Consider the following 13582-nt stretch of genomic DNA (forward strand, 5'->3'; position numbering starts at 1 on the left):
TTCGGAAAGCGTGTGCTTTTCTGTTGTTTTAGTTGGCAAACAAGGTGGAAAGCAAAGGTGAGGCGCATCAATCCTGTCGTTCAAGCATATGGCGGCCCCTTGAGTTCGACCACATTACCCTCCGGATCGGTGACATAGATCGACGGACCTTCCCCTTCCGCGCCGTTTCTTGAAGCAAGCTCGCCGGCGGCCACGCCATTGGCGGCGAGGTGGGCGCGAATCGCCGCTTCGTCGAAGGGTTCGACGCGGAAGCAGAAATGATCCAGGTTGCGGCCTTCCTTGCCCGGCGCAGCGCCGCCTTCCCGGCCGAGTTTGCCGTCTACCGGCACCAGGTCGAGCATGGCGCTGCCGGCTCGAAGTTGCACCAGGCCAATGCTGTCCACTCGGCGATCGATGCTGCATCCGAGTGCATCGCAGTAAAAACGCAGCATCCGGTCAAGGTCGGTTACGCGCAGTACGAGGTGGTCGATTTCACGGATATGTATCATGTCATCACGCCGGTTTGCGCCATACCACCAGTTTGGATACGAACAGTTGCAGCACCTCGCCGCGCTGGTTGCGCGTCTCGCTGCGCATTTTGACCATGCCGCGGTCCGGGCGCGAGCGGGACGGTGTAATTTCCATGATCTCGCTTTCCACATGCAAGATATCGCTGGCGCGGGTCGGCTGCGGCCAGCTGATTTCGCCGCCGGCGCCGATGATGCCGTCTTTCAGCGGCACTCCGCTGGTAACCAGCAAGCGCATGGTGATGGCTGCGGTATGCCAGCCGCTTGCCGCCAGTCCGCCAAACATGGTGTTCTTGGCAGCCTCGTCGCTTAAATGAAAAGGCTGGGGATCGAATTGCCGGGCAAATGCCAGGATTTGCTGTTCGTCCATCGCATGTTCGGCGCTGCTGAAACGGTCGCCGACTTTCAGGTCGTCCAGATACAGCGTGGACGGTGGGTTGGGATTGCTGGTAGGGTTGTCAGTGGCGCCGCTCATTACGGGTTCCTCGCTATAGTCAAAGCTTGCTGCGGTCCAGATCAAGATCGGGAATCAAAGGTCAGGGACACGGTGGGGCAGACAAGCAATAGTCATTTGAATGTGTGCCACCGCACAGATGTAATATTACATGCCGTCTACAGTTTAATCGTGATTGCGTCAGGAGCTGGGAGGTTATGGAAGCTCAGTCGAAAATGCTGGTTCATACATGTGTTTTGCAATGTCTTTCTTGCAAAATTGTTTAATCACTATTGTTTTGATGGAGAAAAAAATGCGAAAAAATTCCTCAATCCCTGCCAAGGGACTAGCGGCCATTGCGGTTGCCATGGCCTGCCTCACATTTGCCGGCTGCACCACAACTGCCCCGGGTCGCGATGCCAGCTCACAAACCAGTCGCAATGATGTCAATGCGGGCGTAGATGCCACGTTGTCGAAACTCTATCAGACCGCACCCGCTTCGCGCGAGCTGGTAGCCCGGGCCAAGGGCGTGCTGGTATTCCCGGCAGTGCTGCAAGCCAGTTTTGTGGTCGGCGCTGAATACGGCAAGGGCGCACTGCGCGTCGGTGGCCGCACCGAGGGCTATTACAGCACCACCGCAGGTTCGATTGGTTTCCAGGCCGGAGCGCAATCGAAAGCAATCATCTTGCTATTCATGACGCAGGACGCGCTTGATAAATTCCGCAACAGTAATGGCTGGACGGTTGGCGCCGACGCCACCGTGGCGCTGGCTAATATCGGCGCCAACGGCAGCATAGACACCAATACAGCGCAGCAGCCTATCGTTGGCTTCGTCACTACTAACGGCGGATTGATTGCAGGTGTGTCCTTGCAAGGCGCGAAGATCGCAAAGATTTCGCTCTAAATCAATACTGGCAATACGTCAGGCGCAATACCGATACGGCATCCGAGGATGCCGTATTTTTTATGCGGCGCACAAACGGCAACCTGGTAGGGTGGGCACATCGTGCCCACGCGTGATTCACTCTGCGCAAATGTCTCCACTTGTGTCGCGTAAGGCAGCACTCCGGCTATCGCGGCAACGCGTGGGCACAGGTGCCCACCCTACGTTAGTAGCAATGGAGAATTGATTTCCATCTAGTCGCCCAGCAGTTCCGCGACAGCCTGCATGCCATCGACACGTTTCGCAATGACTTTGACGATGACAATAATCGGAATGCCAAGCAGCAGGCCCCATATTCCCCACAGCCATCCCCAGAAAAGCAGGCCGATAAACACCGCCGCTGCATTCATTTTTGCAATTCTGCCAGTCATCCAGGTGGTCACGAAGGTACCGACCAGCGTGGCGATAACCAGCGTCGACGCCGACACCAGCAACATCATCGAAAACGATTGAAACTGCATGAACGCGGTCAAGCCGGTGGCGACGGCGATCAGCAACGGGCCGAAGTACGGAATGATATGCAGGAAACCGCCCGCTACCGCCCAGGCGCCGGCATTTTCCAGACCTACCGAGCGAAATACCACCCACATCATGGTCGCCAGCAAGGCATTCGTCACCAGCAGCATGAACATGTAATTCTGGATCGAGGTATTGATGTCGAGCAGGATATTGACGGCGATCTTTTTGTTAGACAAGGACGGCCCGGTTAGTTTCACCAGTTTGCGCTTGAACGTATCGCCGGATAGCAAAAGAAAAAAGACCAGGAAGATCACCATCACCACTTGTCCGATGAATAGCATCGCACCCATCGAACCGGTCCACAGCCACTCGCCCAATTGAAACGGTGGCGGCGCCGGACTGGCCTGGCGTTTGCTGTCCGGTTTTACGCCAGCGGCCTGGCCGGCAGCGCTTTGAATTTCGTTCGCTGCCGCCTGCATTTTCTGGATGGTGCTGGTCTCTCCGCCCTGGGTCTTGGCTTGTATGCTGACCATGGCGCGCGATAACTGATGGGCGGCGGCAGGCAGGCGCTCCACAATCGACTGGAATTCACCGCGTAACAGATAGGTAACCTGGCCCAGTCCAAGCAGCAAGGTCGCCATCACGACGCAAGTGCCGACTAAACGCGGGATACGGATACGCTCCAGGCAGGCTACCAAAGGATTCAAGGTGTAGGCAATGAAAATGCCGAACAGCAAAGGAACCAGGAAGCTGCGTGCCCATTGCAGGGCGAATACCAGTGCCAATACGGTAAGTACCCGCAGGCAAATATTGCGGACATTGGTCGAACCGGTAGGGGAAAATGGCGCTAACGGCCCGGTCATTACAGGGGCGCCTGCCGCGTCTGTTTCTAGCGCTTCTTCAATTACCTGCGCAGATAACTGCGCAGGCGAATCCTCAGGCGCATCGTTGGCGCTAGCGTCTGCTACTGCATGGGCGATTGGTGGTTTCATCAGATAATTTGCTGCACAACGCTTGAATCCAGGTTTATGGGAAGAGATTACCTACCTTAACGCAAATGTTAAGTACGTCACCGTACAAAGACCGCATTATTTGTGACTGCCCAAGGGCCATGCCGGTATGCATCGTCGCGATGATGATCAGAAAGACAAGCCCGGGTTTGTGCTTCCCCGGGCGATTTCCCTGGTTGCAGAAAAAGAGTATTCTTGATTATTAGAACTACAAAAAAACAATGCGGACCCTATCTGCGCGTAATTCCTCACCTACCGACCTCAACTACTAACATCATCTACCAACATCACTCCCCGGAGCTTCCCGCATGACAGAATCGCTTGAGCCGTGCATCACCGGCTATCACGCCCACATCTATTTCGATGCAACCACCCTGGTGCGGGCGCAAGCCTTGTGCGAGGAGGCGGCGCGGCGGTTTCCGTTAACCATGGGCCGGGTTCATCAGCGGCCGGTCGGGCCGCATCCGGACTGGAGCTGTCAGCTGGCGTTTGAACCGGCAGTGTTTGGCGAGTTGATTCCCTGGCTGGCCTTGCATCGTGCGGGGCTCGTAGTGTTTATCCATCCATTGAGCGGCGACGATCTGCAGGATCATCGCGATCACGCCATCTGGATGGGCGCGGTACGGCCATTGAAGTTATCGATTTTCTCCAGCGAATCGGAGATAGCGGGTCAAGAATAATGAAATCAAGCCGGCGCAGAAAGAGAGGTAAGTATCATGCGTAATCAAATCATGCGTAACCGAATTTTGCCGCAACTCGCAGGGCTGGCGCTGCTCGCTTTGCAACTGGCTCCCGGTATCAGCGCGGCGGCCGGTCAGGTGACCATGATCGATCCAGGTCGTGCCGATAAACCAGGTTTCCTGGTTGTCATTGAACAAGCGGGTAATTACCGCTTGTCGGGGAATATGAAAGTTCTTGACGCCAATACCACGGCGATTGAGATCAATGCTGACAACGTTACTCTGGATCTGAACGGTCATGTGATCCAGGGACCGACGCGGTGCCAGCAATTACCAGCGCCTTGCTGGCCGAGTGGTGTCGGCAATGGCGTGCATGCGGTTGGTCGCAACGGGATCGCAATCAAGAACGGGATCATCCAGGGCATGGGGAATTACGGCGTCTACCTGGAAACCAATTCGGTCAGCCTCGACCACATAGTCGTTAACCGGAATGGCCACGGCGGTGCGGTGTTCTTTGGCGGTTCCATCAGCAACAGCGTGGCTGAGGGTAACGGTGGCTATGGCATCTTCGGCGTCGATTTGAAGGTGCGCAGCAACGTGATGCGTGGCAACCAGATGTTGGGATTAGCCGCCTTTGGCCGATCGAGTTTCAGTAATAATCAGTTCAAGGGCAATAACAACAACGCCGCCCAAACCAATCTGAAATCCGGCGCCGCCGATCGCAATGTCTGCAATGCGGCGGCCTGCCAGTAACTGCTCAGCGGTCAACCCAAGCCATGCGTTCCTTGCTATAGCGTTCGCCGGCCACCTGCTGCAGGGCATTTTCCAGCAGCGTGGTTTCGCTTTGATCCAGCGTCACTTCAACTGCACCGGCATTTTGTTCAAGGTAGGTGCGGCGCTTGGTGCCAGGAATCGGTACGATGTCGTCGCCTTGCTGTAGTACCCAGGCGAGCGCGATCTGGCTGCTGCTGACACCTTTCGCTGCAGCGATCTCGCCGACCACTTTTGCGGCTCGCATATTGGCATCGAAGTTGGCGCCCTGCATGCGCGGATCAAGATGACGGAAATCAGAAGCGGGATAATTTTCCGCCCGCTGCGCAGTACCGCTCAGGAAGCCACGGCCCAGCGGACTGAATGGCACCAGGCCGATACCTAGTTCGCGCAAGGTTGGCAAAATATCGGCTTCCAGGTTACGTTCCCATAGTGAATATTCGCTTTGCAAGACGCTGATCGGATGTACTGCGTGGGCTTTGCGAATATTCGCGACGCCGGCCTCGGACAGGCCCAGGAAGCGGACTTTGCCTTCACGCACCAGATCGGCTATGACGCCCACCACCTCTTCAATCGGCACGGCCGGATCGACCCGGTGCTGGTACAGCAAATCGATGTAATCGGTATCGAGGCGGCGCAGCGATCCTTCCACCGCCCGGCGTATGTGGCCCGGTTCGCTGGTGATGCCAGTGGTGACGCCATTCTCTATCTTGAAGCCGAATTTGGTGGCCAGCACCACTTCATGCCGGCGGCCCTTGAAGACGCGCCCCAGCAATGCTTCATTTTCGTAGGGACCGTATTGTTCGGCCGTGTCGAAAAAGTTGATGCCCAATGCCAGCGCCCGCTCCAGCGTAGCGATGGATTCCGCTTCGTCGGCTGCGCCGTATGCAGTGCTCATGCCCATGCAGCCGAGGCCGATGGCCGATACCGTCAGCCCGGCTGATCCCAGTTTCCGTTGTTTCATCGTAGATTGCTCCGGATGGTGATAGAGCGTGATAGCTCGAGGCAGTCAGTCTAGCCTAATCCGGAATATTGATCTGGCAGTGACCTGGCAGGAGCGGCAAACCCCTGCCAGGGTGTTGAAGCTGCAAGCTAATTTACTTTGCAGTAGGCATCGTGAATTCAGCACCCTTGGCGATGCTATCGGGCCAGCGCTGCATGATGCTCTTGTAGCGCGTATAGAAGCGGATGCCTTCCTCGCCATAAGCATGATGATCGCCGAACAGCGAGCGCTTCCAGCCGCCGAATGAATGCCACGCCATCGGCACCGGAATCGGCACATTGATGCCAACCATGCCGACCTGGATCTGCCGTGCGAAAGCGCGTGCGACGCCGCCGTCGCTGGTAAAACAGGAAACGCCGTTGCCGAATTCATGGGCGTTGATCAGTTCCACTGCGCTGGCCAGGTCCGGCACACGCACCACCGCCAGCACCGGGCCGAAGATTTCTTCCTTGTAGATCGTCATCTCCGGCGTGACGTGATCGAACAACGTGCCGCCGACGAAGAAACCGTTTTCATGGCCGGCAACGCGCAAGCCACGGCCGTCGACCAGCAGCTTGGCGCCCTCTTCGACACCTTTGGCGATGTAAGCCTCGACCTTGGCCTTGTGCACGCCGGTGACCAGCGGCCCCATCTCGGAGTCGGCCTGGTCGCCGTTGCCAATCTTCAGAGCTGCAGCACGTTCTGCCAGCCGCTCCACCAGGCGATCGGCGATGTCGCCCACCGCAACCGCCACCGAAATCGCCATGCAGCGCTCGCCGGCGGAACCGTAGGCAGCGCCGATCAAGGCATCGACCGCCTGATCCAGATCGGCATCCGGCATCACCACCAGATGGTTCTTGGCGCCGCCCAGCGCTTGCACGCGTTTGCCGCGCTTTGCGCCTTCGGTGTAAATGTATTCTGCAATCGGGGTCGAACCGACGAAGGAAATTGCCTGCACATCCGGATGCGCGAGCAAGGCATCGACTGCCAGCTTGTCGCCCTGGACCACATTGAATACGCCATCAGGCAAGCCTGCCTGCTTGAGCAGATCGGCGATCAGCAGGCTGGCCGATGGATCGCGCTCGGACGGTTTCAGGATGAAGCAATTGCCGCATGCTATCGCCACCGGGAACATCCACATCGGGACCATCACCGGGAAGTTGAACGGCGTGATGCCGGCCACCACGCCCAGCGGCTGGCGCAGGTTCCAGTTATCGATGCCGCCGCCGATATTGTCGGTGTGGCTGGTTTTCAGCAGGTGCGGAATGCCGCAGGCAAATTCCACCACTTCGATGCCGCGTACCACTTCGCCTTTGGCATCGGAAAACACCTTGCCATGCTCGCGCGTAATCAAGGCTGCCAGCTTGTCATGATTCTGTTCCAGCAGTTCCTTGAACTTGAACATGACACGGGCGCGACGCAACGGCGAAGTCTCGGACCACTCTGGAAATGCTGCGCGTGCAGCGGCGACGGCTTTATCTACTTCCTGCACAGATGCCAGTGCAACATGGGCGACAACTGCGCCGGTGGCTGGATTGAAAACGTCGGAATAGCGCTCGGAGCGGCCGGTCGCCGATGCGCCGGAAATGAAATGATTGATTTGCGGAATACTCATAGTTGTCTCGGTTATTTGGTTGCGGTTACTTTGTTTCGGTCACTTTGTTTCATTGAGTGCTTCACGCACTGTGCTGAACATGCGTTCGATTTCTTCCGGTTGCACGATCAGCGGTGGCGAGAACGCCAGGATGTCGCCGGTGTAGCGCACCATCACACCCTTTTCATAGCACTTGCGGAACACTTCGTAAGCACGCGCACCCGGCGCTTGTGGCCGTGGCTCCAGCTCAATGCCGGCTACCAGGCCGAGGTTGCGGATATCTTTAACGTGCGGCGCGCCGGCCACGCCGTGTACTGCTTTCTCGAACAACGGCGACAACTCGCGGGCCCGCTCGAACAGTTGTTCGCTCTTGTATAAATCGAGAGCTGCGATGGCGGCGGCGGCGGCCACCGGATGGGCGGAATAGGTATAACCGTGCATCAGCTCGATTGCTCCGGCGGCGGCGGATTGCACCACCGTATCGTGGATCTCGCGTTTGACGGCCACTGCACCCATCGGTATCGCAGCGTTGTTGATGCCCTTGGCGAGCGTGATCAGATCCGGCGTGACTTTGAAGTATTCGCTGGCGGTGGCAGCCCCGAGGCGACCGAAACCGGTAATCACTTCATCGAAAATCAGCAGGATGCCGTGCTTGGTGCACAGTTCGCGCAAGCGTTCCAGATAACCCACCGGCGGAATCAGCACGCCGGTCGATCCAGCCAGCGGTTCGACGATGACGGCGGCGATGGTTGACGCGTCGTGCAGTGTTACCAGGCGTTCCAGTTCATCCGCCAGATGCGCGCCCCAGGCTGGCTGGCCGCGGCTGAAGCCGGCTTCGGCGATATTCAGCGTGTGTTGCAAATGATCGACGCCAGGCATCAGGTTGCCGGAGAAGGCCTTGCGGTTATTCAAGATGCCGCCGACCGAGATGCCGCCGAAACCGACGCCGTGATAACCGCGTTCACGGCCGATGAAACGGGTGCGTTGGCCCTCACCGCGTGAGCGATGGTAAGCCAGTGCAATCTTGAGTGCGCTGTCGACCGCTTCGGAACCGGAATTGGTGAAGAAGATCCGGTCCAGTCCGGCCGGCATCAGTTCGGCCACCTTGCGGGCTGCTTCGAACGCCAGCGGATGGCCCATCTGGAACGACGGCGCGTAGTCCATCGTGCCGATCTGGCGCGTCACGGCGGCGGTAATCTCATCGCGGCAATGGCCGGCGTTGACGCACCACAGGCCGGCGGTGGCATCCAGTATCGAGCGGCCGTCGGCGGTCTGGTAATACATACCCTTGGCCGAGACGAACATGCGTGGCGCCTCCTTGAACTGCCGGTTGGCGGTGAATGGCATCCAGAATGCCGACAGGTCCTGATCCGATTTATTTGTGCTCATGGTGGCTTCGATGGTGGTGGTGGGCGAGTTAACTATAGCGCCGATTATTGCAGTTACACCCCAGATTGTTAGATACACTTGATACAAATCACAGAAAGTGTATTGTTGTGAATGTTAAACTGTACTGAATACACTTGAAGACGCCATGACTGAACCAGTAGTTTCACGCTTTCCCTCGCTGTTGCAGCCGCAATCAGCGCTGGGCCTGGTCGAACAGATAGTCGCCGGCTTGAGCCGGATGATCGACAACGGCAAGTTGCGGCCGGGTGAACGTCTGCCGTCGATCCGTCAGTTCGGGTTAGAACAAGGGGTTAGCAATTCGACCATCGTCGAAGCTTATGAACGCCTGGTGGCCAGCGGCCTGCTGATTGCGCGGCGCGGTTCCGGTTTCTTCATTGCCAAGCGCGAGCTACCGGAAAGCAGCGACATGCCGGCTATCCGCCTCAATCCGGTGATCGATTCAGCCTGGCTGTTTTCGGAAGTGTTTGCCGACGAGCGGGTACCCATCAAGGCCGGCTGCGGCTGGCTGCCAAGCAGCATGCTGGACGGCGAGGGTTTGCATGCCGCCGAGCGGCGCATTGTCCGTTCGCCCGGCGCCCAGCAGGTTGGCTACGGCCATCCATTCGGCTATGGCCCGCTGCGGCAAACCATCGCCAAATCGTTCGCCAACTGGTCGCTCGATATCGGTCCGGACCAGGTGATTACCACCCATGGCGTAACCCAGGCGCTGGACCTGATCATGCGCACCCTGGTCAAACCTGGCGATACCGTTTTCATCGAAGAGCCCGGTTATTGCAATTTGATCGCCATGCTGCGGCTCGCCAACATCCATGTGGTCGGGGTGCGGCGCACCGTGAACGGGATCGATCTTGAGCAACTGGAAGAACTGGCGCTACTCCATCGGCCGAAGATTTTTTTTACCAATCCAGTCCTGCAAAATCCAACCGGAACCTCCTATACCCCTGCCTGTGCGATGCGGGTATTGCAAGCCGCCGAGCGGCATGGCTTCTGGGTGGTGGAAGACGATCTGTACCGTGAACTGGCGCAGCCTACCGATCCGATGCTGGCCGCACTGGATGGCTTGCGGCGGGTGATTTATGTCAGCGGCTTCTCCAAAACCATTGCGCCGTCGCTGCGGCTAGGCTTCATCGTCTGCCAAAGCGATCTCGCCAAGGAGTTTGCGCGTACCAAGATGGTGTTGACGCTGACCAATTCTGAAATTACCGAACGCCTGGTCTACAACGCGCTGACTGAAGGTCATCACCGTCGTCATGTCGAACGCCTGGCCAGCACTTTGCTGACCGCGCAAGCGCGGGTCAGCGCCCGGCTGGAAGATGCCGGCTTGCTGCCGTTCGGGCCGCCGCGTGGCGGCATGTTTTATTGGGCCAGGATGCAGCGCTCGGCATTAAGCGCCAAGGAAATCGGCGATCAAGCCTTGAAAGAAGGCATCTGGCTGGCGCCGGGAGAGTTCTTTTACGTGTCGCAACCCGAACATCCGTGGTTTCGTTTCAATGTCGCCTTCTCGGATTTGCCTAAGCTATCCGATTTCTTCCGTAAGCTGGCGGCCTGCTACTAACGGCCGCTGCCCCCCCCAATAAAAAACCCGCGCACTTATCATGAGGCGTGGGTTTCGTCGACAGGTCAAAAGCGGATCGCGGACGATCAGTTACCTGTGTATGTATCAAGCGGATAGTTCGAGCCGGAAAAATCGAGCTGGCCAGAAGCGCGTGCGGCGACGAGTTCCGACTTGACTTGAGCACGGGTCTTGCCTGGTGCGGTGGAGGGGATAAATACCGGATAGTCTGCATCGTTGAAATTAAGTTCTCCGGCGGCGCGGGCTTTTACTACTTCTGCCTTCACTTCAGCGCGAGTCTTGCCGGCGACATTGCTTTGTACACGGGCAGGCACGAAGGCCGGATAATTCGAACCGGCGAAGTCGAGTTCACCGGCAGCACGAGCCCTTGCCAGTTCTGACTGAACTTGAGCGCGGGTGAGCGGGGTGGCGTTGTCAGCAGCGAATACAGGAGCTGAAATAGTTGCTGCGAGTGCCAATGCGGCGATCAGTTGGGTTTTCATGATGGTTTCTTTCTTTTGAAGTTAATGACAAAGTGCCAAATACAGCGGTCACACAAGCGCATGTACTGACGGTTAGGCATCTTTGCTGCACCGTCGTGGCTGTAGATCAGGGTTTTAATGTTATCTACTACTAGGTAGATAACATTGGAAATAAAAAAGCATCTTTTCTAATCGATGCTTTGAATCTCTATACCTATCGTCTACAGTCCGGGCACGTTGATTGATCCAGTTATTAATCAATAAATAATCAATAATTACTCAATAAAAACTTTATCTGGGTCAGCTGCTACTAAAAACAACGTGTCTGCAACTACTGTAAGGTCACTATAGTTATCTACTGGTAGGTAGTCAAATAGTATTTGCTTATAATAAAAAATCATTACCAAATTGCCGACAGGGCGAGGAAATCGCTTGATTGTCTACCTTTCAGTAGATAATATGTGTACAAAGCGTCTTTAAGATTTTGCCTGTCACATCGTCATCGGCAGGACATTGCCGATTGGTGGCTAAAGACGTAGCATGGCGGTCGTTATGGTATGTGTAGCCGCCTGAAATACGTTCACCGTGTTTTGCGTCTCTATCTCTTTATAGGTAAAAAAATCATGAAGACCGTTTCCCCCGTACGCGAACAACTACTGGAGCACACGCTGGTCCTGATGGGAACGCGCGGCTACAACGGCTTCAGTTACCGTGACCTGGCCGAGCTGGTCGGCGTCAAGACTTCCAGCATCCACTATTATTTCCCGACCAAGGAAGATCTGGCGTTGGCCGCAGTACAAGCTTATGCGACCAACATTGGCGACGTCATTCGCGGTATGGATGCCAACGCGCCGCTCAAGGAGCAGGTCGAGCAATACCTGGCTTTGTGGCGCAAGAACCTCGGCACCAGCCGGGTTTGCCTGTGCGGCATGCTAGCCTCCGAAGCCAACAGCCTGCCGCAAAATGTGCTCAACACTATACAGAACTTTTACTCCATGCACGAGGCCTGGATTACTCAGCGCCTGGAGCGCGCAGTTGCTGAAAAGGGTGTGAAACTGCCAGCGACGCCATCCATTTACGCCATGACAATCCTGGGCGCCTTGCAAAGCGGACTGGTTTCCGCGCGTCTGTTTGGCAAACCTTGCCGGCTCGATGCCGCATCGGCAATGTTGCGTTCCGCCGTGACCCCGGAAGGCGGCAAGCAGCGGGCGGCAGAAGCCGACGTTGTACTTTCCTGACCCTGGCAAGAGGCCGCTCGTGCATCCTGCCATGAGCGGCGGCAACTCTTCAATTCCCGCATCCTCGTTCCTGCTCTAGCCCTTCTTATAATTCATCTTCCAATCCCTGTTGCGCGCCATGCACAACAAATCCTCATAGTGCCAGCCTGATATTTCAGCAGTTGCAATCGAAATTGCGATTGACATGGAAAAATTTCGCCCCTACCATTGTTTCATATATCAATACGTTGTTTTGTTAGATAAAACATCAGAGCGACCGGAACGATCCGAGCCGCCATTGAATTTTTTTCAACCGGGAGGAGTACTACATGAAGAAGTCCATAGTTGCATTGTCAGTTTTAGGCACTTTCAGCTACGCCGCGCATGCGCAAACCAACGTTACGGTCTACGGCTTGCTGGATTCGGGCGTTACCTACGTCAACAAAATCGCCGCTCCGACTACCGCCAACACGCGCGGCACAGGCAGCCGTTTCAGCGTCGATTCCGGCGATCTGCAGCAATCGCGTTTCGGCTTCAAGGGCGTGGAAGATCTGGGCGGCGGCATGAAAGCCCTGTTCAACCTGGAAGGTGGATTTTCTGTCGATACTGGCGCCTCGGGCCAGGGCGGCCTGACATTCGGCCGGACTTCGACCGTTGGCCTGTCCGGCAATTACGGTACCGTGCAACTGGGACGCCGCAAAGACTTCATCGACGAAGTGGCAACCTACTATTCCAGCGTTTACGATTTCGGCGTGTTCATCAACGGCGTCCACGATAACAACCTGGACCGCGTCGGCGGCAATCGCGCCAACAACCAGATCCGCTACGATACGCCGCTGCTCAAGGGCCTGGTCCTGAATGCAACCTATGGTTTCGGCGAAACAGCCGGTTCGACATCGACCGGGCAATCGCTGGGATTCGGCGCAAATTATGCCAACGGTCCGTTCGGCATCGGTTTCGGCTACTGGCAATCGAAACTCGGCACGCTGTCGGGTGGGGTGAATACTTCCAGCGATCAGGGTACGACCCTGGGCGCCGGCTGCACACCGAGCTACGGCCATCCGGGCGATACCTGCATCAAGACCTGGATGCTGGGCACCAGCTATAAAGCCGGTCCGTGGCGCGTGTTCGGCGCCTGGTCCAAAGTGTTGCAACCGCTGGCTACCTACGGCGGCAACCAGGCACCGCTGGCGGCAAAGTTTGTCGGCGCGGCCGGTTCGGCGGCGTTTACCGCCGGCGGTTCCAACAACAACAGCACCAACGTGTTCGACCTGGGCGTCAACTACAGCATCTCCGACAGCCTGCGCCTGGTCAGCAGCGTGTTGCAATCGCGTTATGATTTCGTCGGCAGCAGCACCAAGGGCCGCCTGACGCAATTCAACCTGGGCCTCGATTATGCGTTCTCGAAACGCACCGACCTGTACAGCTATGTGGCCAATCTGCGTGCCTCGGACATGTACAGCCCGGGCATCACCGGCGGCGCACCTGGCGCTGACAATATACAAACCGCGTTCACAGTCGGCTTGCGCCACAAGTTCTAAGC

Annotated in this window: 13 protein-coding genes; 6 read left to right on the plus strand and 7 right to left on the minus strand. The window is 56.9% G+C overall.

Features of this window, described 5'->3' with window-relative positions; translation table 11 throughout:
• Positions 1-80 precede the first annotated feature (80 nt).
• Positions 81-488 carry a VOC family protein gene (locus BM029_RS05525; protein WP_092433395.1) on the minus strand — a complete coding sequence of 136 codons (408 nt, stop codon included), beginning with the start codon at positions 486-488 and terminating at the stop codon, positions 81-83.
• A 4-nt stretch (positions 489-492) separates the two neighbouring features.
• The gene (locus BM029_RS05530) at positions 493-981 is read right to left on the minus strand and encodes a MaoC family dehydratase (protein ID WP_092433397.1); all 489 of its coding nucleotides are present in this window, start codon (positions 979-981) and stop codon (positions 493-495) included.
• A gap of 271 nt (positions 982-1252) precedes the next feature.
• Between BM029_RS05530 and BM029_RS05535 the strand changes: the two genes are divergently transcribed.
• The gene (locus BM029_RS05535; RefSeq protein WP_092433398.1) at positions 1253-1843 is read left to right on the plus strand and encodes a BPSL1445 family SYLF domain-containing lipoprotein; all 591 of its coding nucleotides are present in this window, start codon (positions 1253-1255) and stop codon (positions 1841-1843) included.
• A gap of 233 nt (positions 1844-2076) precedes the next feature.
• Here BM029_RS05535 and BM029_RS05540 read toward each other — a convergent pair whose 3' ends face one another.
• Positions 2077-3333, minus strand: coding sequence for an AI-2E family transporter (locus BM029_RS05540; RefSeq protein ID WP_092433399.1), 1257 nt, complete (start codon positions 3331-3333; stop codon positions 2077-2079).
• 326 nt (positions 3334-3659) lie between these two features.
• On the opposite strand from BM029_RS05540, the gene BM029_RS05545 reads away from it, so the two are divergent.
• Positions 3660-4031: a DOPA 4,5-dioxygenase family protein gene (locus tag BM029_RS05545; protein WP_092433401.1), complete on the plus strand. Its 372-nt coding sequence runs from the start codon at positions 3660-3662 to the stop codon at positions 4029-4031.
• A gap of 36 nt (positions 4032-4067) precedes the next feature.
• Positions 4068-4784: a hypothetical protein gene (locus tag BM029_RS05550; protein WP_092433404.1), complete on the plus strand. Its 717-nt coding sequence runs from the start codon at positions 4068-4070 to the stop codon at positions 4782-4784.
• 4 nt (positions 4785-4788) lie between these two features.
• Here BM029_RS05550 and BM029_RS05555 read toward each other — a convergent pair whose 3' ends face one another.
• The 3 genes from BM029_RS05555 to BM029_RS05565 form a co-directional block, all read right to left on the minus strand.
• Positions 4789-5766: an aldo/keto reductase gene (locus BM029_RS05555; RefSeq protein WP_092433406.1), complete on the minus strand. Its 978-nt coding sequence runs from the start codon at positions 5764-5766 to the stop codon at positions 4789-4791.
• A gap of 133 nt (positions 5767-5899) precedes the next feature.
• Positions 5900-7399, minus strand: coding sequence for a CoA-acylating methylmalonate-semialdehyde dehydrogenase (locus BM029_RS05560; protein ID WP_092433408.1), 1500 nt, complete (start codon positions 7397-7399; stop codon positions 5900-5902).
• A gap of 39 nt (positions 7400-7438) precedes the next feature.
• The gene (locus BM029_RS05565; protein WP_092433410.1) at positions 7439-8767 is read right to left on the minus strand and encodes an omega-aminotransferase AptA; all 1329 of its coding nucleotides are present in this window, start codon (positions 8765-8767) and stop codon (positions 7439-7441) included.
• A gap of 145 nt (positions 8768-8912) precedes the next feature.
• Here BM029_RS05565 and BM029_RS05570 point away from each other — a divergent pair, with 145 nt between their 5' ends.
• Positions 8913-10343: an aminotransferase-like domain-containing protein gene (locus tag BM029_RS05570; protein WP_092433412.1), complete on the plus strand. Its 1431-nt coding sequence runs from the start codon at positions 8913-8915 to the stop codon at positions 10341-10343.
• Positions 10344-10429: 86 nt separating this feature from the next.
• Here BM029_RS05570 and BM029_RS05575 read toward each other — a convergent pair whose 3' ends face one another.
• Positions 10430-10843, minus strand: coding sequence for a DUF4148 domain-containing protein (locus tag BM029_RS05575; RefSeq protein WP_092433415.1), 414 nt, complete (start codon positions 10841-10843; stop codon positions 10430-10432).
• 602 nt (positions 10844-11445) lie between these two features.
• On the opposite strand from BM029_RS05575, the gene BM029_RS05580 reads away from it, so the two are divergent.
• A complete protein-coding gene (locus BM029_RS05580) occupies positions 11446-12060 on the plus strand; it encodes a TetR/AcrR family transcriptional regulator (RefSeq protein ID WP_092433417.1) in 615 nt (204 codons plus the stop codon).
• A 308-nt stretch (positions 12061-12368) separates the two neighbouring features.
• Positions 12369-13580 carry a porin gene (locus tag BM029_RS05585; protein WP_092433418.1) on the plus strand — a complete coding sequence of 404 codons (1212 nt, stop codon included), beginning with the start codon at positions 12369-12371 and terminating at the stop codon, positions 13578-13580.
• The last annotated feature ends 2 nt before the right edge of the window (positions 13581-13582 follow it).

It is taken from the genome of Collimonas sp. OK607, from assembly GCF_900111995.1.
Classification (GTDB): Bacteria; Pseudomonadota; Gammaproteobacteria; order Burkholderiales; family Burkholderiaceae_D; genus Collimonas.